Genomic DNA, 20,165 nt, shown 5'->3' with positions numbered 1-20,165 from the left:
GGCCGAATGACGATTGACGATCCTTCGCGCAGCCCGCCGAAGGCCGCCGCGGACTAGAATTCAGTGGCATGTCCACAAATTGGCCGATGGTCGAGCGTGAGCGTGAGTTCCGCACGATCCTCGCCGCACTCAGTGGAAAGACGAACGGATGCGGGGTCGTGCTCACCGGCGATTCGGGGGTGGGCAAGACGACCCTCGCCCGGCATGTCACCGCCGAACTGCCGACCGGCGTGCGCTGGGTGGCCGGGACCGAGTCGGCACGATCGATTCCGTTGGGGGTCTTCGCCCACCTGGTCGGTCCGGCGACGTCGAGCGATCCGGTCACTTATCTGGCGGCCGCCCGGGAATCTCTGCTCGCCGACGGTGATGTCGTCATCGGAGTCGACGACGCGCATCTGCTCGACGAGTTGTCGGCCACCCTGCTGCATCAGCTCGCGATCGACCGTGCGGTGCACATCGTGGCGACCGTCCGGAGCGGGGAGGCGGTGCCGGACGCCGTCACCTCCCTGTGGAAGGACAATCACCTCACCCGGATCACGCTGTCGCCGTTCACCAAAGAGCAGAGCGTCGAGCTGATCGAATCCGTCCTCGGTGGGCAGCTCGAAGAGCATTCGGCCTCCCTGATGTGGGAGGCATCGGGTGGAAACGCCCTGTTCCTGCGGCATCTCGTGGACGGCGCCCGCCAAGCGAACACCTTGCGACAGGTCAACGGGGTCTGGCAGTTGCGCGGCCGCGCGGCCATCACCTCCGAACTCGCATCGCTGCTCGAGGGGCGGATCGAACAACTCGATGCGTCGGTCCTCAGCGCGCTCAAGTACCTGAGCCTGTGTGAACCGCTCGACATCGACGTGCTCGCCGAACTCGCCGGCGAGGAGGCCGTGGAGGAGGCCGAGATCGCCGGCCTCGTCCGCATCACGCGCGACGGCCGCCGGTTGAATGTCGCCTTCCACCACCCGCTGTTCGGCGAGGTGATCCGCCGCAGACTCGGGATGGTGTCGTCCCGACGACTCCGCGGCAACCTCGTCGAGGCGCTGCGATCCCGCCCCACCGACACGCCCGCCGAGCGGATCAGGCTCGCCGACCTCGCGATCGAGAGCGACGTCGAGATCGATCTGTCGCTCGTTCGCACCGCGGCGAGCGACGCCCTCAAACTCGCGCAGACCTCACTCGGTGAACGGTTCGCGCGGGCGGCCCTCGACGAGGGCGCCGGGGTCGACGTCGCCGAACTGCTCGCACGCGCCCGGATGTGGCAGGGCCATCCCGACGAGGCCGAGGAGATCCTGTCGCGGTTCTCCCCGGACGATCTGGACGAGGCGCAACTCCTGCTCTGGGGGAATCTGCGGATCGGCAACGCGTTCTGGGCCCTGGGCGACGCCGACCGTGCCGGTGAGATCCTGCAGATGCTGCGCAAGCGGGACATGCAGCCCGCGCTCGTGCCCATCGTCACCGGCATCGCCTCGGCCTGCGCGCTGTTCGAGAACCGGATCGGTGAGGCGATCGCGTTGTCGGACAGTGTCTTCGCCGAGAAGCGCAAACTTCCGTGGGCGATCGAGTGGGCCGTGTTCGGTGGTTCTCTCGCGCGAGCAGTCGCAGGGCGCGGCAACGAGGTGGAGGCCCTGGCCGCGCACTCGCGTGAGGTGGAGGTCGACGGACTCCTCCGGTTCCCGACGGGTTTCGGTGAGATCCTCGCCCTCACGCTGACCGGCCGGCTCGACGACGCGGACACTGCCGCCGGGCGCTTCCTGACGGCCGCCCAGACCGCGCAGTACCTGGGCTGGGCCATGTCGGAGATTCTCGTTGCCGCAGTAGAACTCTCGCGCGGCGCATGCGTCTCGGTGACCCGGCGGATGGAGCAGACCCTCGCCACCCTCGACAGCGGTGAGTTCTCCGAGTCCTGGAACTTCCCGGCCCACATCTTCCTGATCCAGGCACTGAGTGCACTCGGTCAGGTCGACCGTGCCGCCGAGGTGCTGGAGAAGGCGAGGGCCCGGTACGGCAGGCACGTCGCGATCTTCGGTCCGATGCTGGCCATTGCGCAGGCCTGGCAGTCGGCGGCCGCCGGCACCATCACGCCGGCCGTCGCGCTTCTCCGTCGGACCGCCGAAGAGGCAAGGGAGACAGAACAACTTGCCATCGAGGCGGAGGCGCTGCACTCGGCTGCCAGGTTCGGTGACGCCACCGTCGCCCAGCGACTCACCGAACTCGCCGGACTCGTCGACGGCCCACTGGCGCCGCTGTACGCCCGGCACGCCATCGCGCTCGCTGCCGGTGACGCCGTCGAACTCGACCTGTGCTCAGCCGATTTCGAGTCATTGGGCGTTCGGTTGTCGGCGGCCGACGCCGCCGCGCAGGCGAGTGTGCTGCATGATTCGGCGGGCAGCAGGTCGGCGACCGTTGCCTCGGCGGCGGTGGCCAACCGACTCGCCTCGGAATGCGGCGGTCTGCGCACTCCCGCGCTCATCACCGCCGCACAACCGCTCCCGTTGACCTCACGTGAACGCGAGATCGCGAATCTCGTTGCGGCAGGCCTGTCCAACAAGGAGATCGCGGAGCGGCTCACTGTTTCGGTGCGCACCGTCGAGGGGCACATCTACCGTGCGTCCACCAAACTCGACGTCACCGACCGTGAGGGCATCGCCAAGCTGTTGCTCAAGGACGGTGATCGCGCTCCAGGCACTCGATCACCTCTTCGTCGTCGACCTGACTGAAGTCGTCGTAGGAGAGTCCGACCGCCTCGAACGGTTCCGGGGTGGTCAGTACGACGACGTCGTCGACGCCCCGATCGATGAGGCGGCCGACCGAATCCGACGGTGCCGTGGGTACGGCCACGATCAACCGTGCGGCACCGGCGGCATCCATCGCGTCGATGGCCACCGCCATCGTCGAGCCGGTGGCGAGACCGTCGTCGACCAACACCACGACCCGGTCCTCGACCTCGACCGGTGGCCGTCCGCCGCGATAGAGCTCCTCGCGGTTGTGCAGGATGCGACGTTCCCGGTCGGCTACCGCGTCGAACTCGGCACGCGAGACGCCCAACCGGCGGGGTATGTCGTCGTTGACCACGAGATGGCCGGCGGTCAGGGCGCCCATCGCGAACTCCTCGTGTCCCGGTGCGCCGATCTTGCGTACGACGAGGGCGTCGAGGTCGCCGCCCGTCGCATCGGCGACCTCACGGGCCACGGGCACCCCGCCGCGCGCCAGGCCGATGACCACCGGCCTGGCCCCGTGGGTGTCCTCCCGGGACCGCAGGCCCTCCGCGACCCGGGCGCCGAGGGCACGTCCCGCCGCGATTCGGTCGGGGAAGACGCGGCCGGACATGTCGGGTGTCCTCAGAGGTGCACCGCGGGACCGACCTCGAGCTTGAAGCTCGGCAGATCGGCCAGTCCGATGGTGGCCTCGTAGGTGCGGTCGTAACCGGTGGCGCTGATGCGCCAGCCGTCCTCGGTCCGGCGGTAGGTGTCCTCGTAGAAGGCGGCTCCGATCAGCATGAACGAGAACTCGGCGACGATCACGCGGTCCTGCAGATACCAACGGCCGCGGGCGGTGTCGCCGGAGACCTCGATCTCGGGGTGGTTCACGCGGTGCTCGGTGATGACCGCCGGACCGACGTTGGCCTCCATGTACCCCACGAGCTCGTCCCGGTTGGCGAAGGACAGGCTCGCACCGTAGTTGCCGGTCACATCCTCGGTGAGCGTCGACGCGAACGTCTTCCAGTCCTTGGTGTCGAGTGCCCTCAGGTAGCGGTACTTGAGGTTCTCGATCTCGCGGACGTCTTCGTTGTGATTGCTCACTTGCGCCTCGTTCCGGGCAGGACGCCGGCATCGAGCACGGCCTTCACGATCGGACGGGTCCGTTCGAGTAACTCGGAGTTGCCCGACCACAGCGACTCGCCCGCGGCGTCGGTGGTCGCCTCGATGTCGTCGTACACCGCGGCACCCTGTGCCGTGAGTCGATGGCCGTCCTCGGTCCGTTCGGCCAGGCCCGCCTCCGCCAGTCGGTCGATGCTGTCCTCCCAGTCCTGTTCGGTGTAGCCACGCGTGAGCAGCACGACGCGCTTGCCCATGACCTTGCGTTTGACCGTCGGGTCGGGCAGCTGGGCCTCGTGGAAGACCGCCGCATCGAAGCCGTTGAGTCCGTGCAGGACGAGGGCGGCGATGTGGTTGTCGCCCCGCCACTCCCGCAGTACAGCGGTCGCCTGCCACAACCTCAGGCGCGGTGTCTCCGGGATCGGCGCCGACGCCCACGCCGCAGCGAGGGGACGACCGCCGAGCGGAAGGTCCGCGGCGAGCCGGGTGTACCCGGAGGCGAGTTCGTCGAGGAGGGCGTCGTCGGCGGAATCGCCGAGGATCTGCCGCAGGGAGTCATCCAGCATCGCGTTGCGACGTTCGTGGACTCGGTCGAGGCCTGCGTCGACCGCGGCGTGCCAGGACTTGGCGACCAGGTCGGGGTTGAAGTTGTAGAACGCGGCGGAGACGACCGGGGCGGCGCAGGGGCCGAGGGGAGCTCCGCGTGCGCCCACGTAGAAGGCGTGGCCGTCGAGACCGGTGTCCTCTTGTGCGGGGCCGAGTCCCGGGTTGAAGTACGCGAGAATGTGGAAGGGCTCGAGGGTCTCGTAGGCGAGGCGGGAGAGCGACGTGGTCGCTGTGGGCGTCATCACCCCACCTTCTCCACCGGCGGAACGGGTGTCAACCACTTTCGCGGCGATGGACGCTCGCGATCAGTTGTGCCGCGAGTCCCGGCTGCCGACGGATCGATCGCCGGACGCGGAGCCGTCCGGACGCAACCCTGCGTCGTCGTCGCGCGAGTCGGGATCACCCGGTCCACTTCGGAACTCCGCCTCGAAGGCCTCCGCCTCGAACGCGCCGGGTTCGGACTTCTCTGGGTCGGAATACTCCGGCTCCTCGCGGCCGCGACGCCAGCCGCCCTTCATCGGCGGAGCCTCACCGAGGTGGTCGGGGTCGACCGAGCCGTACCACGCCACCAGCACGGCACCGATGACGGCGCCGACGAAGCCGAGGATCGCAAGCCAGCCGAGTCCGGGCTTGGCCGTGTCCTCGAGGAACACCACACCCACCAGGCTGGGTCCGGCGGTCTCGCCGACCACCAGCACGGCGGTGACGCCGTTGACCGCGCCGAGCTGGAGCGCGACGGTCTGGATGTAGAAGCCGACCGCGCCCGCTGCGGCGATGGTCCACGCCGCCGGGTCGGTCAGGAGCGCAACGGGATCGAACGGCTGGACGCCGTCGAGGATGCGGACCGCGATGGCGATGATGCCGAACAACAGACCCGCGGCGGCGCCGCCGACGATGGCGCCGGCGGCCGAACCGAGGTTGTAGACGGCGACGAGCGCGAAGGCGCACAGCGCGACGGTGGCGAGGAACAGACCCCAGTGGAAACCGACCTCTTCGCCGCCGCCGGTGTGATGCGACGAGGAGACACCGAGCAGGCACAGCGACATGACGACGAGCCAGATGGCGACCCATTCGCGGGTGTGCAGGGCGATGTTGAGGATGATCGTGCCGAGGAGTGCGGTGACGACGAGGTTCGCCGACACGATGGTCTGCGACAGGAAGAGCGGGAGGAACCGGGCGGCGAGTGCCCCGCCGGCGAAGCCGAAGACGACCATCGTGGTGCCGAGGATGAAGGCGGGATCGACGAAGGTCGACATCGTCGAGGAGATGGTGGGAGCACCCGTCTCGGTGGTAATGCCCTTACCCTCTTCGGCGGCTGCCGCGGCGACACGACGCGCGCCGAGCGCGCGGAGCACCGTCGACATCCCGTAGGCGACAGCGGCAAGGCATGCGGCGATGACGCCGACCACGAACAGTTGCATGCCTCCTCCAACTCGGTCCGGAACCCCCGGTTCTCGAGGTCATCCGGTCCGTCGCCCAATCCGACTGCCTGCCACCACAGGCTCGACCGGCACAAAAGCCCGGTCGTGCGGAAACTAACAGGACGAACCGACAGATAGATACCGAATATTCCCGTAGTGTCCGATTCCATTCAACAGGCGTAGGGCCGACGCGGCGCGTCAGGGTCCGGAGTACCCCCTAGACTCTGTCGGGTGGACAGCGCCGGACGAGCTCATGTACTGATCACCTTCGGTCGGTCGTTCCTCTCCCTGGAACTCGCACGACTCATGGCTGCGGGTGGTCATCGCGTGACGACCGTCGACTCTATTCCCGTCGCCATCAGCAGATTCTCCAACGCGGTAGGCGAATTCCACCGTGTTCCGCCGCCGAAGTTCGAGCCCCTCGAATACTGCCGTGCCCTCGCCCGGATCGTCGAGGAGAACGACGTCGACATGGTGATCCCGGTGCACGAGGAAACCGACATCATCGCGATGCTCGCCGAACTGTTCCCGCCGACATGTCGGCTCTTCCTCTCCGACTTCGACATCGAGAACCGGCTGCACCACAAGTACGAATTCCAGGAACTGCTCGTCGAACTCGGAATCCCCACCCGCACATTCGCGCGGGTCGCCGGCCCCGAGGACGCGGGTTCACTCGACTTCGACAAGCCCTTCGCGCTCAAGCGGTGTTACTCGCGCGGTTCGCAGAAGGTGCACAAGGTGCAGCCGGGGGACCCGCTCACCTGGCTCGAGCACGACGAACAGAACCCGTGGGTTGCACAGGAATGGGTCTCGGGCGACAAGTACTGCACCTACTCGGTGTGCCACGAGGGCCGGATCTACGCGCACGCCACCTATCCGGTCGACTACGCCATCGACGGCAGCTCATGCCTGAACTTCCGGTCCGTCGACCACCCGCGCATCCAGGCGTGGGTCGCCGACATCGTCGAGCGCGTCAACTTCACCGGGCAGATCGGCTTCGACTTCATCGAGGACGGACCGGACGAGGACCTGTTCTGCATCGAGTGCAATCCGCGCGCGACGAGCGGCATCATGATGTTCTCTCCGGAGGACGGCGTGGACCGCGCCTTCCTCGGCACCTCCGACCCCGACACCGAGATCATCACTCCCGCACCCGGTGTCGACAAGATGATCGGTGTCGGCATGATGCTCTACGGATGGCGTGCGCCCTCTCGCAACGGCCGGTCGTTCCGTCAGTTCGCACGCGACTTCCGCGGCGCGTCGGATGTGATCACCCGGTCCGGCGACCAGAAGCCGGCGGTCCTGCTCCCGTTCGCCTACGCGGGCATCCTCCGCAGCTGTCTGAAGTACCGGGTCGGGCTCGCCGAGGGGTTCATGCACGACCACGAGTGGGACGGTCTGCGGATCAGCCTCTGAGCCCGGTCCACGGACCGGTTCCACCCGTGTCCCCCAGATGTGCGACACGATCTCCGGCCCTGTCGGCGTAGACTCGAAACCTAGCACCACCTGCGGCGATGGGTCACGTGAGCGGGTTCGGTGCGGGGGAAACGTGCTCGAGGGGGCTCGCTATGTACACATCCAAGATCACTCGTCGTCTGACTGTCGGGATCACGACTGTCGCCGCGGCCGGCGCACTCGCACTCGCCGGTGCGCCCACCGCCGCAGCGGCGCCGGTCGAGGCGCAACCCGTCGTGGGGTCCGTGGCGCTCTGCTTCGGAGTCCCGCTGGGTTCGCTGTCGTTCAACATCTGCATCTGACGGCACGACTCTCCCGTCCCGGGGCCGATGGTCCCCGGGACGTGACAATTCCGTGCCGCTGACGCGCGGAAGTCCTGCTCGGGCAGTGATTCCGCACGTACGATTCACCGATGACGTCGACGACGCCCGAGGTTGACACCGGTACGGCACCGGCACGCGCGCGTGCGATCCTCGTCGCGCTGATCCTCGTCGCGGGCGTGGCCAACATCAACCTCGCGGTGGCCAACGTCGCGCTGCCCGACATCGGCAAGGATCTCGACGCCAGTTCGACGCAGCTGAACCTCATCGCGGTCGGGTACTCGCTGGGTCTCGCGGCGTCGGTGCTGTACTTCGGTGCGCTGGGAGATCGCCACGGCCGCAAGCGGATGCTCGTGTTCGGCATGGCTCTGTCGATCCCGGCGTCGCTCGTGGCCGGCTTCGCGCCGAACGTCGAGGTCTTGTTCGGTGCCCGTCTGGTCGGCGGCATCGCGGCCGGCCTGGCCTTCCCGACGACCCTCGCGGTGATCACCGCGCTGTGGTCGGGTCCCAAACGCACCCGGGCGATCGCCGCCTGGTCGGCGTTCGGCGGAGCGATCTCCGCTCTCGGACCGGTGATGTCGGGTGGTCTGCTGGAGGTGTTCGACTGGCATTCGGTGTTCCTGGTGACCCTGCCGCTGGCGGTCCTCGCGCTGGCGGCGGCATGGAGGCTGGTGCCCGACGACACCGGCGACGAGGCGGCGGTCGTCGACAACCTCGGCGGCATCGTCTCGATCGTGATGGTCGGGGCGCTGGTCCTCGCCATCAATTTCGCCCCCAACAGCGATCAGCGGCTGCAGGTCTACATCCTCGCCGCGATCGCGATCGTCGCCGGTGCCGGATTCGTGTGGCGGCAACTGCGCGTGCGTGTTCCGCTCTTCGACCTCCGCATCGCATCCCGACGCACCTTCTGGGTCGCGGCGCTCGGCGGGCTCATCGTCTTCGGCACGCTCATGGGCGCGATGTTCATCGGCCAGCAGTACATGCAGAACGTGCTCGGCTACTCGACTCTCGCCGCGGGCGCGACGATCCTGCCCGCCGCCGGCGCGATGGTCGTCGTCGCACCGCGGTCGGCCAAACTCGTGCAGAGCATGGGATCACGGTTCACCCTGCTGTCCGGGTACGCCTTCATCGTGCTCGGGCTGGTGTTCGCGATGCTCACCTGGGATCAACACGCCCACTTCTGGCACGTCGGGCTCGTCTACGTCCTCGTCGGCATCGGCGTGGGCCTGGCCGGCACCCCGGCGTCGCAGTCGCTCACCGGATCGGTGCCCGTCCAGCGGGCGGGCATGGCGTCGAGCATGTCGGATCTGCAGCGCGACCTCGGCGGAGCCATCCTGCAGTCGACGCTCGGCGCGATCCTGACGGCCGGTTACGCCAACCAGTTGCGGGAGACGATCGCGAACTCCCCGCAGGCGGATCAGGTCACCGACCAGACCGAGGCGGCGCTCACCAAGTCCTTCTCGAGCGCCGAGGTGCTCGCCGAGCGGTATCCGCAGTACGCCGATCAGATCATCGGCGCCGCCCGGGACGCCTTCGTGCACGGGGACAACCGCGCCTACGGTGCCGCCGCGGCGATCGTGCTGGTGGGCGCCGCCATCGTCTTCTTCTTCTATCCGGATCACGACGGCGAGCGCGCGGCCATGGCCGAGTACGCGGAGCAGCGCAGTCTCTGAGGTCGCTCTCGGCCGGCGCGGGAAAAACGAATGGAAAGTGAGCACGCACGTGTTCTCATTGAGTCATGGAGCGGATACCCACTGATCTGGTGAACGCCGACCTGGCCGTACAGCGATACGGGGAGGCCGGACGAGTCTGGCTCGACCAGATGTGGCTCGCCGATCCCCTCGCCGACGCGGTGGCGGCCGACTCGCATCCGGGCGGGTCCACGACCACCGTGCTCCGGAGAGCGCTCGCCCACGGGATCGGATCGCTCGACGAGTCCACCGAGTCGATGCGGGCGCTGTTCGCTTTTCTCGACGACGAGCCGGACTGGGTCGACCACGATCGGATGGCCCGGGCCGCGGACGCGCTCATCGTCAACACCGCGCCGCTCGGCATCGTGCTGGGCGCGGCTTCGCTGGTGCGCGGCGCGGGAAACACGATCGCCGCCAAACCCCTTGCGATCACCGGACGCTATGTGTCGCAGCCGGCGATGCGGTCGGTGGAGGTGGGGGAGTGGCTGAGTCAGGTCATCACCCCGGGCGGGATGCGACGCGACGGAGACGGTTTCGCCTACACCGTGCGCGTCCGCATGATCCACGCGCACGTCCGGCAGATGCTGTGGAAGCGCGGCGACTGGAACGAAAATGCTTGGGGTGTACCGATTCCGCAGCCGTACATGGCGTTCACGATCGCCGAGTTCGGCCACATCGCGATCGACGCGATGCACACCCTCGGGGTCCGGTTCACCGACCGTGAGCTCGAGGACATCTACCACCTCTGGCGTTACGTCGGCCATGTCGTCGGGATGAGTCCCGAACTCGGCCCGACGTGCGAGGCCGATCATGTCCGCATCGAAGAGCTGTACCGCCTGACGTCACCGGGACCCGGGCCCGACGATCACGACTTCGTGGTCGCGCTCACCGAGGACTACCTCGTCCCTGAGCTCGCCAACGTACTGCCCGGCCCGCGCATCCTGCGAGATCGATTGGCCACCAACCTCATGTACGGGTTGCAGCGGGTGTTCATCGGCGATGACGACGCCGATGCCCTGGGCATCCCGGACGGGAAGATCAAGCACCTTCTCGGCCGGGTCGGTCCGTCCCTCGCGCTGGCCGGCTCGGCACAGCGTCTGGGCGGCTCACGGCGCGCTCGTGCACGGATCGAGAAGGCCTACCGCGTGCGCGATGCCGAGATGGCCCGGATGCGCGACGACTACCGGGTCACCCATGGTCTGGTCGATGCGGCCGCGAACTCCGCATCGTCGGGCCAGCCGCCGGTTGACGGGCCGACCGCTCAGCCGCCGAATGCGCTTGCGGCGGTGACGTCCTCGGTCAGGCAGTAGCCGATCGAGGTGGGCTGTGTGAAGGTCCACTTCGTCTGGTCATCGGGGCAGCCGATCGATCCGTCGCCGCGGCTGACAGTCTTGGCGATGACCGTGTTGTCCACCGGGGATGCGCCGCATTCGACCTCGCGGTAGTCGGCGAGCTTTCCGCCGTTGAGCGGGATCTGATAGCAGGTGTCGGTCGCGAAGTTCGGTGTCATGCACAGTTTCTGGTCTCCGCCGGAGAAGGTGAGGGTCGAGGTGTAGTCGGCGGTGCATTCCGCGTCGGACGCCACCTTGTCGGCGGCGAAGAAGGTGAGGCCCTCGGTGCCCTCGCAGTCCTCCTTGGTGGCCTCCACCTTGCCCTCGCCGGCCTCGTCACCGATCTGCAGGCACTCGCCGACGTCGATGTCGGAGGCCTCCTCGACGGTCTGGGAGCCGATGCTGAAGCTGCAGGCCGTCAGGGCGGTGAAGCCCAGACAGGCGACGATGACGGTGGCGCGGCGACCGATCTGCCACAGCGGCCGGCGGGGGCCGGAGACGGGGCCGATCTCCGTGTTGTGCAGGGTGTCGATCTGCTCGGTCGCGAGGTGGTCGGTGTCGGGCTGGGTGTTCTGCGGGCGGGACATGGGGTTTCCTCTCCTGGGCGGTCGTCGTCCGGGGTGCCCGGAGGCGGTTCGACCGCGGGGGTTCGTGTGACAGGAGAAAGAATCGCCCGGTCCGCTTGTGGGGAACTTGGGGTCGACTTGTCCGGACCTTGGACCGTCTTGGACAGAGTTCTCGAATGGGGTGTCAGCGCTGGTCGAGCGACGCGTCGAGCGCCTGGAGCTGCTCCGGCCGGACGTCGCGGAGCACGGCCATGGTGGCGGTGATCGCGAGGTCGCAGGCCTCGTCGATGCCGGCGCCGTCGACGATGAGCGCACGATGCGCGACGTCGAGACTCATGCCCAGCAGCAGAGACGCGAGCGTGTCCGCGCCCGCGGAGATGTCGGCACCGCGCTCGGCGTAGTTCTTCCGCAACCGCGCGGAGATCCTCGGTTCGAGTGCGGCATACAGGCGCCGGTTGCTACCGCCGCCCCCACTGTGTCCCATGAGCACCCGCAGGCCGGCGGGATGGTTCCGGGCGTAGTCGAACAGGCACTGCACCGAATGGCGGGCCCGCGCCCCGTAGGGCATGTCCTCGCTCTCGTCGTAGACGCGGAACATGAACGAGGTGAAGATGTCGAGCTCGCGGTTGATCACGCGGGCGACGAGCTCATCGCGGGACCCGAAGTGTGCATAGAGCGTCACCCGTGTGGTGCCACCGCGTTCGGCGATCGCGGTCATCGTCGCCCGGTCGGCGCCCACCTCGGCGATCACCTCGCAGGCGGCATCGAGCAGTTGTTCGTCGGTCGGACGATTCCGGGTGCTGCGTGCCGGACGGTCCTGGCCGGTGCGGCGCCGAGCGGACCGGCCGGGCCCTCGCCCGTTGGGATCGTGCCCGTTCGGATCGTGGGTGTTCGGATCGTCGACCGTGACCACGGCGTCCCCGGATTCGTCGGTGGTGGCGTTCTTCGGCCGGTCTCAGGAGGCCTGTTCCTCTATGGTGCGACCGAAGTATGCGGCCTCCACCATGTCCCGACGGCTGCGCAGGTCGGCGGCACTCGCCGACAGTGCGACCCGGCCGTGATGGAGGACGATCGCCGAGTCCGCGATCCCGAGGGCGAGGTCGATGTGCTGCTCGACGAGGACGACCGCCATCTGGTGCTCGTCGGCGAAGGCGCGGAGCCGCGGGAGCAGATCCTGCACGGCGACCGGAGACAGGCCGAGACTCATCTCGTCGATGAGCAGAACGCGCGGACGCGCGAGGAGTGCCTTGGCCAGGGCGAGCATCTGCTGTTCGCCGCCGGAGAGATTGCCGCACTGCCGCGAGCGCATGGTCTTCAGTTTCGGGAAGTACCCGAAGACTGTGTCGAGATCGGTTCCGTTCTTGCGCTTCGCGAGTCGCAGATTGTCCGATACCGACAGCTTGTGGAAGAGGCCGCGGGTGTCGGGGACCAGGGTCACGCCGCGGCGGGCGTTGCGTTCGATGTGATGGTCTATCGGTTCGCCCAGCGCGGTCACGCTGCCCGACATCAACGGCAGGGCGCCGACGGTGGCGAGCAGAGTGGTCGTCTTGCCTGCACCGTTGGGGCCGAGCAGGGCCAGGATCTCCCCGGCGCGGACCGAGGCGCTCAGACCGCGCACGGCCGGCACACCGCCATAGCCGACGGTGATGTCGTCGAGTTCGAGGACGGGGGACGCCGAGGAGGCGTCGTTCGGCGTGCTCATCGGTTCTCCTCGGGCGCGGCGGTCGTGGTCGGTTCGGTTCCGGCCGCGAGATCGGTTGGCCCACCGGATGACCCGGCCGCATCGAGCTCGGCCACCGCATCCGGGTCCACCTCCGGGCTTCCCAGGTAAGCGGAGATCACCGCCGGATCGTCCTGGATGGCCGCGGGTGTGCCGCTGGCGATGACCTTCCCGAAGTCGAGCACGTAGAGGCGGTCGCAGACGTCGAGGACCAGCGACATGTCGTGGTCGATGAGGAGGATTCCGATGCCGGTGGCAGCGATGCGCCGCAGCTCGGCACCGAAGTCGCGGCTCTCGTGGGTGTCGAGGCCCGCCGCCGGCTCGTCGAGCAGGACGAGTCGGGTCCCGCCGACCAGGGCCCGGGCGACGCCCACCAACTTCTGTTGTCCCAGCGTGAGTTCGCCGGGACGCTGATCGGCGGCGTCGCGCAGACCGACGAGATCGAGTGCGTGGTCGATGGTCTCGGCGGGTGGCCGCGAACCGTTGAGCACGTCCGACACCATCGCGCGCAGGCCGACGGGCTGCACGGCGACGGCCAGGTTCTGGGAGACGGTGAGGTCGGTGAACAGCTCGCCGGCCTGCCAGGTGCGTGCCATTCCGGCTCTACGCCGACGATGCGGCGAGGCCTTCTCGAGGCGTTCACCGGCCAGCGAGACGGTGCCGGTGGCCTTGGTGAACCCGGTGACGGCGTCGACGAAGGTGGTCTTTCCCGCGCCGTTGGGGCCGATCAGGCCGACGATCTCGCCGGAGCCGACGGTGATGTCGACGTCGGTGTTGGCGCTGACACCGCCGTAGCGGACGGAGAGCCCGCCGGTCTGGAGCAGGGTGGTCCGTTCCAGGACGGTCGACTCAGACATGGACACCTGCCTCCGCGCTCTGCGCCGCACCGGGCGCCTCGGGTTTTGGATCCGGTTCTCGGCGGTGCCGTAGGGCCCGGATCTTGTCGCCGAGTTCGGACGCCGCGCCGGCCACGCCGACGGGGTTCATCACCGCCATCAGCAGAAGGCTGCCCGCGGCGATCAGTTCGTAGTACTCGCCGAAACTCAGTGTCTGGGTGAGGAACACATAACCGACGCCGAGCGGGCCGATGATGCCGGCGATGACGGCGCCGGCGAACGAGGTGATTCCGCCGACGTAGGTCATCGCGAGCAGCGTCAGGCCGATCATCACGGTGAACGAGCCGGCCGAGAGCTGGCCGCGGCTGTAGCCGATCAGGCAGCCACCGATGCCGGCCAGGAAGGCCGACAGGGCGAAGCCGAGGAGTTTGGTTGCGGCGACGTTGATTCCGACCGATGCCGCCGCGCGTTCGTTGGAGCGAACCGCGAGGAAGGCGCGGCCGGTGGAGCCGCCCATGAACCGAAGGACCACGAGGGTGGCGATCGCGACGACGACGAGAACCATCAGCGCGAACCGCAGGGTGACGAGGTTGGTGCCGTCGCGCACACCGAGGTCGATGCCGAAGAGTGTCGGGTCGGCGATCATGTTGCCCTCGAACGCGGTGATGGCCGGGTTGTTGAACACGAAGCTCTGGATCGCCAGTGCCGCGGCCAGGGTCACCACTGCGAGCTGCGCGCCGCGGATACGGAGGGCCGGCACGCCGACCAGCACGCCGAGTCCCGTCGCGATCAGTGCGGCGAACAGCATGCTGAACGGGAACGGCACATTCCAGTTGGTGGTCAGCTTCGACAGGGCGAATCCGGCGGCGCCGGCAAAGGCCATGGACGCCAACGAGATCTGGCCGAGGTAACCGGTCAGCAGGACCAGCGAGAGCGCGATGAGCGAGAGGATCACCGAGGTGACCACGCCGAACCGCCAGGTGCCGGAGGTGAGCAGGATGGCGAGGACGACGGCCGCGACGATCGCCACGGTCGGGATGACCCGGATGCGGGGGATGCGCACCGCAGGCATGCGTACCTCGCCGAGCGAGCCGCGCGACGGGATTCGTCCGCCGAGGAGGAACAACGCGATCACCACGATGACGAAGGGCACGGCGTCGCCGAGACCGGCCTGCGCCCACTCCGGCCACCAGGCCTTGGTGGCGAGCCACGAAATCACCGACTGGAAGGCGCCGAGCACTAGTCCTGCCGCGCAGGCGACCCCGAAGGAGGTGAGCCGTCCGACGAGTGCGACCGCCAGCGCCGGGATGACGAAGAAGGTGTAGCTGGTGACCGTCAGGCCGATGGTGAACGAGGCCAGCACGACGATGAGGCCGGTGGCCGCGCCGGTGATGACCCACACGATGGCGGCGAGGCGGTCGGGGGAGTAGCCGGACAGGCGGGCGGCCAGTTCGTCCTCGGATCCGGCGCGCGTCGCGACCCCGAGCGTGGTGAGACGGAAGTAGGCCCACAGCAGCAGGGACACCGCGATGGCGACACCGGCCAGGATCAGGTCGGAGACGTTGACGACGGCACCGGCGATGTCGACGGTGTCCTCGGGCAGGATCGACTGGGCGAACAGATTTTCCGTGTCGAAACGCAGCTGGACGAGGGCCTGGAGGAAGAGCATGAGGCCGACCGACGCGACGACTTGTGCGAGCACGGGCGCGTGTCGTAGGGGACGGAAGACGAGGACGTGGGCGAGCAGGGCCCAGACCACCGCGCTGACCACGCCGAGGGCCAGAGCGAGTTCCATCGACGTGGGGTTGTCCTCACTGCCGATACTCAGGGTGCCGATGGGCAGGACGAGACTGCCGTCGGTGCGCAGCGCGGCGACGAGATAGACCGAGTAGAGACCGATGGCACCCTGGGCGAAGTTGATGATTCCGGTGGCGGCGTAGATGCCGACCAGAGACGAGGCGAGTACCGAGTAGATGGCACCCGCGGCTAGCCCGAGGAAGGCGAACTGGAGGAACTGGCCCATGTGCGTACTCATTCGTTCGGCGCGTGTGCATCTCACGCGGACGGATTGCGCGGACGGGTGGGTGGGTCACCCGGGAGAACGGTCGGGGAGCGGGTGGTGGGGATGGGCCCCGGGTGCGGGGCCCATCCCCACCGTGTCGTGCTCGGTTACGCGGCGCCCGGGATGAGCGCGAGCGCGGCCGGGAGCGGGGTGATGAATCCCCCGGTGGCGGGCTCGGTCTTCTTGTCGGCGACGACGTTGAACAGCAGCATCTCGGTGGTGCAGTTCGGGCTCGTCGGCTTGCCGCAGTTGAGCTTCGGTCCGATGAAGGACTGGTAGTCCTTGACCGCCTTCAGTGCGCCGAGGATGCTCGGGCCGGTGTAGTCGCTGAGCTCGGCGTTGCCGACGGTGGTCGCGAAGTCGGCGAGGATCGAGAAGGTGCCGTAGGCGTAGAAGCCGGCGGTGCCGCTCTGGTCGTCGATGAACTTCTGGGCGGTCTCCAGGTTGCCCTTGACCTCGGCCGGGGTGGAGTCGAGCGCCGGCGTCTGCCAGAACGGTGAATACGTCTGCGCGCCGACGGCCTGCTGGCCGAGGGTGTCGATGAAGTCGGTGCAGGCGGCCAGGAAGATGGTGCCCTCGAACTTCACCGAGCGCAGCGACTGGGCGAGCTTGGTGCAGACGTTGTCGTTGGGTGCGGTCATGAGACCGGCCGCGTCGGGACTGCCCTCGGCGAGCTGGCTCGCCAGCTGCGTGAAGTTGGGTCCGGCCGGCGGGTAGTACACCGACTTGACCTCGATGCCGAGCTGCGCGCCGAGCGGCTTCATGAGGCCGTCGAAGACCTGATGTGCCTGCGGCAGATCGGCATTCGCGAGCGTGAGTGAGTTCTTGCCGTCGGCCTTCAGCTGCTGCATGAAGCCGACGAGGAACGCGGCCGGCGGCGGTCCGAAGTACACACGGTTGTCCGCCGATGCGCCGGTGATGGTGCTGAACGGGATCTGGCCGACCAGCGGGATCTTCGCGGCGGTCAGGATCGGCACGGCGGCAGCGGATTCGGCGTTGAATCCGTCGATCGCGGCGACCACGCCGGCTTCGACGAACTGGTTGGCGCACGACACCGTCGACTCGGGTGCGGTCTGGTCGATACCGCAGTCGATGATCTCGATGGGGCGGCCGTTGATGCCGCCGATCTGGTTGTTGATGTAGTCCACGGCCGCCTGCTTGCCGGTGGTGACACCGGGCTGGGTGGCCGGGCCCTTGGAGGGGTTGAACAATCCGACCTTGATGGCTTCGCCGGAGGCCTTGGTACCGCTGGAATCCGCGGCGGAGCCATCCGATCCGCCGTCGTCGCTGCTACATGACACGACGGAGAAGATGCACGCCGCGGCCACGGCGACCGCCGCCAGCCGTCCGGCTCCTCGAGAGTTCGACAAACGCATGTTTCGACTGCCTTTCGGCGATGGTCTCCGGGCACGACGAAGCAGCCCGGGAAGCGGGCACGGCGACATCGCCCCGGCGGGGCTTGAAGGTGAGTGAGTTCGTTAACCCAGTCGTCGGACTGGATGCGAGATTCGGCACCGTCCGCCCAGTTCACGGGCGGTGAGTCCACCTCGGGTGTGACGTGGACCACCCGAAAATTAGCCGTATCCTTACTCTGGTGTCAAGCTGTTCGGGCAAACTGGACACACACTGACGCCCACGACACGACGAGATGGCGCGTGCGGGTGAGTTCGCAACGCGCAGTGGGACAAACGATTCAGTAAGGGAAAGCGGAAAGCGCCGTCAGTGAACGGTGACGCCGCCGTTGTCGTCGACGGTCACCCGGGCGGTGTAAGCCCGAACGAGATCGAGGCGCTGCCAGGAGGCGCGTCCCGGTCGCTGGTCGTCGAGCGGGTAGCCGGCGGGATGCGCGGTCGCAACGAGGATCTGGCGACGCTGCGCGTCGGACAGTGACGGGAAGGCGGGTGAGATCATGTCGACGGCCTGCTGTGGCACCACCATTCGATGCGTGGGCGAGGCGACCCGGCCGAAGCCGTACGTGAGGCGGTCGGTGTAGATACGCTTCGCCTCGTCGTCGGTCAGATACGGGGTGTCCTGGTTAATGCAGGTGGACAACGGAGCACCGCAACGCCATTCGAGTTCACGACGGATCTCGGTCGCGGAGGCGCGGAGCAAACGCTTGAATTCCGGGTCGTTCCACCGGTCGGCGGCCGCGGCTTGGCCGACCATGGCGCCGCCGATCACGTCGAGCGGGTAGTGCACGCCGAGTACGACGCGGTGGTAACCGCCCTCGGAAGCACGGGTGAGGAACTGCGGGGCGAACTCGGGAAGCATCAGCGCGAGAAGCGTTCCGCGCCAGAAGAACATGCCCGCGTGTCCGGAGGGGAAGGACGGGTTGGCCCCGAGGGCGTCGTACTCGTTTTCGTCGGTGCGCGTGTACTTCCGGATTCGCTTGGGGGCGACGACGAACGGGCGGTCGTTGCCGAAGACGTACTTCTCGACCAGCGTCGTGTTGGCGATGCCGCCACCGCGGGCCAGGTAGTCGCTGAAGATCGACTTGGTCTTGGGCAGGCGACCGGCAGCCAGTGCGTTCCGGAAGTGGCTTCCGAGTTTCTGTCCGAACGCGTCGGACATCGTCACGAGCGGATCGTCGTGGGCGTCGGTGAGTGCGCGCCGCTGCAGGGCGGGGTCGTCGGCCGCGGCCTGGTTGATGGCCACGACCTTGTCGAGGTTCTGCGCCATGATCTCGGGGTGGTCCCGTCGCAGCGCGCTGAACGTCTCGATGGGCTGCAGGTAGGCGCCGCCGGGGAACGACGAGACGTCCGACGGATAGAGCCGGACGAGATCTCCGGTCGGGAACGGCACCGGTGTGGGCTTCGCGGGGGCGGCCTGTGTGGGGGCGACCAGCGCGACGGTGGCGGCGACTGCGGCCGCGGTCGCGATGACAGGCGCGAACATCCGCGTGAGGGTCCGCCGGCGTGGGCGAGGTGCGGCGGTCCTGCGGGGTCGGGCGACGCTGTCCGAGATCACCCCACGATCCTAGATGTTCCTTCGCCGGACGAACGGCCGTGACCGTCAGTGGTCGGATTCAGCAGGCCGGGCTACCCGGGAACGCCGGCACGCCGAGACCGCAACCGACCGCGGTCACCGCGCGGATTCGGGCCTCGGGATTGCGCCGCTCGAGTGCGGGGATCAGGCCGTTGGTGACCACCGTGGTCTTCGCTGCCGGGCTCGTGGCCGCCGGGTTCAGCACCCCGCGCTCGCGGGCGAAGTTCACCAGCTCGTCGTAGACCATCGAGAGGGCTGCCTCGGTGGTGCGGTCCTCCGCAGCGAGATCGTGGAAGTCCACGCCGGTCTCGTATTCGTGGCGCACCGCATGCGGTCCCTGATTGCAGGCGCGATCGAGCAGGTCGATGTCGAAGGCACGGTGTCGCGGCGTCGGTGGGGTCATCGTGGCCCGGTCGGTGCACGTATGGTGCGAGATCCGGTCGCCGAGGGCGTGGATGTAGATGCCGATACGCGCGTTTGCCGACTGCTTACCGACGTAGGAGTCGAATCGCTCCGAGGTCACCCCGTCGGTGATGACCTGGCGGCCGGTCACGTTCTGGAAGGGGAGCGTGACCGGATAGGCGACGCTGTACTGCCCGGTGATCTGGGCCGGGTTGTTGCGCCCGCCGTAACACGTTGTTCCGGTGGCAAAGTCGCCGCGCGCGGTCCGGTCGGTGAAACCGCCGGTGCACAGGGGTGCGTCGCTGCCGGGGCCTTCCATGGCCCAGCGCCGGATGTGGGTGAGCATCACCTCGTGCCGCGGATCGTTCACGTTGGGTCGCAACCCGTTCGGTACCGGCGATCGCGGACCACGCATCGTCGGCAGCACGTGGAAGAGGAACCCGCCGGTGTTGAAGTGAGTGCGCACGAGACCGCTGATGTCCTTGGTGGTCAACGCGGCTGCGTTCGGGACCTTGTTGCTGCGCATGTCACGGGGCGCGAAGGTACCGAGGTCGGTGGCCTCGCTGTAGGCGGCGATCCAATAGGCGTCCTGCAGCGAGAAGCCCACCTTACGCGCCATGATGTACGTCGAATCGGTGTGCACCAGACTGCGTCCGCCGAGCGGTTGCTGCAGCGTGTAGCCGTAACGGATGGCGCCGCGGATGCCGCACAACGGATCGTCGCCGTTGTTCGGCGGGCAGGCGAACGGCAACGGTGCGCAGTTGTGAGGTGGTGCTCCCGGCGTGTAGCAGATGTCCTCGGCGAAACCCCGGGCCGTCGGCGGTGATGCCACGATCAACGACGTCGCGGCCAAGACCAGTGTCAGCGCGGAGACCGCGAGAGTACGTGGCCAGAGCCTGATCTGGAGGTGTCGGGTGGGGCGCATGCTGATCCCTCCTGCAAGGATCAGCTCATCGTAGGTTGG

Annotated in this window: 17 protein-coding genes; 5 read left to right on the top strand and 12 right to left on the bottom strand. The window is 67.9% G+C overall.

Annotated features, from left to right (window positions below):
• The first annotated feature begins 68 nt into the window (after positions 1-68).
• Positions 69-2,708 (top strand): LuxR C-terminal-related transcriptional regulator, encoded by a 2,640-nt coding sequence (locus GKZ92_RS20820; protein ID WP_155225607.1) that lies wholly within the window; start codon positions 69-71, stop codon positions 2,706-2,708.
• On the opposite strand, the gene GKZ92_RS20815 is transcribed toward GKZ92_RS20820, so the two are convergent.
• The 4 genes from GKZ92_RS20815 to GKZ92_RS20800 form a co-directional block, all read right to left on the bottom strand.
• Positions 2,650-3,318 carry a phosphoribosyltransferase gene (locus GKZ92_RS20815; protein WP_155225606.1) on the bottom strand — a complete coding sequence of 223 codons (669 nt, stop codon included), beginning with the start codon at positions 3,316-3,318 and terminating at the stop codon, positions 2,650-2,652. The genes GKZ92_RS20820 and GKZ92_RS20815 overlap by 59 nt on opposite strands.
• Before the next feature lie 11 nt (positions 3,319-3,329).
• Entirely contained in the window at positions 3,330-3,791 is a 462-nt protein-coding gene (locus tag GKZ92_RS20810) for a nuclear transport factor 2 family protein (protein WP_006357155.1), read from the bottom strand.
• Positions 3,788-4,654: an SCO6745 family protein gene (locus GKZ92_RS20805; protein WP_035752978.1), complete on the bottom strand. Its 867-nt coding sequence runs from the start codon at positions 4,652-4,654 to the stop codon at positions 3,788-3,790. The genes GKZ92_RS20810 and GKZ92_RS20805 overlap by 4 nt, the downstream gene beginning before the upstream one ends.
• A 63-nt stretch (positions 4,655-4,717) precedes the next feature.
• Complete coding sequence (locus tag GKZ92_RS20800) at positions 4,718-5,833, bottom strand: DMT family transporter (protein ID WP_155225605.1); 1,116 nt, start codon at positions 5,831-5,833, stop codon at positions 4,718-4,720.
• A 231-nt stretch (positions 5,834-6,064) separates the two neighbouring features.
• On the opposite strand from GKZ92_RS20800, the gene GKZ92_RS20795 reads away from it, so the two are divergent.
• The 4 genes from GKZ92_RS20795 (at position 6,065) to GKZ92_RS20780 (ending at position 10,609) form a co-directional block, all read left to right on the top strand.
• Positions 6,065-7,249, top strand: coding sequence for an ATP-grasp domain-containing protein (locus GKZ92_RS20795; protein ID WP_075863754.1), 1,185 nt, complete (start codon positions 6,065-6,067; stop codon positions 7,247-7,249).
• A 152-nt stretch (positions 7,250-7,401) separates the two neighbouring features.
• A complete protein-coding gene (locus tag GKZ92_RS20790; RefSeq protein ID WP_006357159.1) occupies positions 7,402-7,590 on the top strand; it encodes a hypothetical protein in 189 nt (62 codons plus the stop codon).
• A gap of 110 nt (positions 7,591-7,700) precedes the next feature.
• Positions 7,701-9,281 (top strand): MFS transporter, encoded by a 1,581-nt coding sequence (locus GKZ92_RS20785; RefSeq protein ID WP_035752973.1) that lies wholly within the window; start codon positions 7,701-7,703, stop codon positions 9,279-9,281.
• 65 nt (positions 9,282-9,346) lie between these two features.
• Complete coding sequence (locus GKZ92_RS20780) at positions 9,347-10,609, top strand: oxygenase MpaB family protein (RefSeq protein WP_155225604.1); 1,263 nt, start codon at positions 9,347-9,349, stop codon at positions 10,607-10,609.
• Here GKZ92_RS20780 and GKZ92_RS20775 read toward each other — a convergent pair.
• From GKZ92_RS20775 to GKZ92_RS20740, 8 genes are all read right to left on the bottom strand, one after another.
• Positions 10,561-11,217, bottom strand: coding sequence for a pyridine nucleotide-disulfide oxidoreductase (locus GKZ92_RS20775; protein WP_155225603.1), 657 nt, complete (start codon positions 11,215-11,217; stop codon positions 10,561-10,563). The two genes, GKZ92_RS20780 and GKZ92_RS20775, sit on opposite strands and share 49 nt — an antisense overlap.
• A gap of 163 nt (positions 11,218-11,380) precedes the next feature.
• A complete protein-coding gene (locus GKZ92_RS20770; RefSeq protein WP_155225602.1) occupies positions 11,381-12,109 on the bottom strand; it encodes a TetR/AcrR family transcriptional regulator in 729 nt (242 codons plus the stop codon).
• 42 nt (positions 12,110-12,151) lie between these two features.
• A complete protein-coding gene (locus GKZ92_RS20765; RefSeq protein ID WP_035752968.1) occupies positions 12,152-12,898 on the bottom strand; it encodes an ABC transporter ATP-binding protein in 747 nt (248 codons plus the stop codon).
• Complete coding sequence (locus GKZ92_RS20760; RefSeq protein WP_006357165.1) at positions 12,895-13,773, bottom strand: ABC transporter ATP-binding protein; 879 nt, start codon at positions 13,771-13,773, stop codon at positions 12,895-12,897. Before GKZ92_RS20760 ends, GKZ92_RS20765 begins: the two co-directional genes overlap by 4 nt.
• Positions 13,766-15,775, bottom strand: a complete 2,010-nt coding sequence (locus GKZ92_RS20755; protein ID WP_006357166.1) for an ABC transporter permease — start codon at positions 15,773-15,775, stop codon at positions 13,766-13,768. Before GKZ92_RS20755 ends, GKZ92_RS20760 begins: the two co-directional genes overlap by 8 nt.
• 146 nt (positions 15,776-15,921) lie before the next feature.
• Entirely contained in the window at positions 15,922-17,190 is a 1,269-nt protein-coding gene (locus GKZ92_RS20750) for an ABC transporter substrate-binding protein (RefSeq protein WP_006357167.1), read from the bottom strand.
• A 343-nt stretch (positions 17,191-17,533) separates the two neighbouring features.
• Positions 17,534-18,709 (bottom strand): phosphatase PAP2 family protein, encoded by a 1,176-nt coding sequence (locus tag GKZ92_RS20745; protein WP_155225601.1) that lies wholly within the window; start codon positions 18,707-18,709, stop codon positions 17,534-17,536.
• A 130-nt stretch (positions 18,710-18,839) separates the two neighbouring features.
• Entirely contained in the window at positions 18,840-20,126 is a 1,287-nt protein-coding gene (locus GKZ92_RS20740; RefSeq protein WP_006357169.1) for a hypothetical protein, read from the bottom strand.
• Positions 20,127-20,165: the final 39 nt, after the last annotated feature.

This window comes from Gordonia sp. 135 (genome assembly GCF_009720185.1).
Taxonomy (GTDB): Bacteria; Actinomycetota; Actinomycetes; order Mycobacteriales; family Mycobacteriaceae; genus Gordonia; species Gordonia alkanivorans.
The sequence above is the reverse complement of the archived record's forward strand: the minus strand, read 5'-3'. Positions and strand labels throughout refer to the sequence as shown.

Excerpts from the sequence above, each read along its gene's own strand:
- GKZ92_RS20820 (WP_155225607.1), top strand. The coding sequence starts at position 69 with ATGTCCACAAATTGGCCGATGGTCGAGCGTGAGCGTGAGTTCCGCACG.
- GKZ92_RS20815 (WP_155225606.1), bottom strand. The coding sequence starts at position 3,318 with ATGTCCGGCCGCGTCTTCCCCGACCGAATCGCGGCGGGACGTGCCCTC.
- GKZ92_RS20805 (WP_035752978.1), bottom strand. The coding sequence starts at position 4,654 with ATGACGCCCACAGCGACCACGTCGCTCTCCCGCCTCGCCTACGAGACC.
- GKZ92_RS20800 (WP_155225605.1), bottom strand. The coding sequence starts at position 5,833 with ATGCAACTGTTCGTGGTCGGCGTCATCGCCGCATGCCTTGCCGCTGTC.
- GKZ92_RS20790 (WP_006357159.1), top strand. The coding sequence starts at position 7,402 with ATGTACACATCCAAGATCACTCGTCGTCTGACTGTCGGGATCACGACT.
- GKZ92_RS20785 (WP_035752973.1), top strand. The coding sequence starts at position 7,701 with ATGACGTCGACGACGCCCGAGGTTGACACCGGTACGGCACCGGCACGC.
- GKZ92_RS20780 (WP_155225604.1), top strand. The coding sequence starts at position 9,347 with ATGGAGCGGATACCCACTGATCTGGTGAACGCCGACCTGGCCGTACAG.
- GKZ92_RS20775 (WP_155225603.1), bottom strand. The coding sequence starts at position 11,217 with ATGTCCCGCCCGCAGAACACCCAGCCCGACACCGACCACCTCGCGACC.
- GKZ92_RS20765 (WP_035752968.1), bottom strand. The coding sequence starts at position 12,898 with ATGAGCACGCCGAACGACGCCTCCTCGGCGTCCCCCGTCCTCGAACTC.
- GKZ92_RS20760 (WP_006357165.1), bottom strand. The coding sequence starts at position 13,773 with ATGTCTGAGTCGACCGTCCTGGAACGGACCACCCTGCTCCAGACCGGC.
- GKZ92_RS20755 (WP_006357166.1), bottom strand. The coding sequence starts at position 15,775 with ATGGGCCAGTTCCTCCAGTTCGCCTTCCTCGGGCTAGCCGCGGGTGCC.
- GKZ92_RS20750 (WP_006357167.1), bottom strand. The coding sequence starts at position 17,190 with ATGCGTTTGTCGAACTCTCGAGGAGCCGGACGGCTGGCGGCGGTCGCC.
- GKZ92_RS20745 (WP_155225601.1), bottom strand. The coding sequence starts at position 18,709 with ATGTTCGCGCCTGTCATCGCGACCGCGGCCGCAGTCGCCGCCACCGTC.
- GKZ92_RS20740 (WP_006357169.1), bottom strand. The coding sequence starts at position 20,126 with ATGCGCCCCACCCGACACCTCCAGATCAGGCTCTGGCCACGTACTCTC.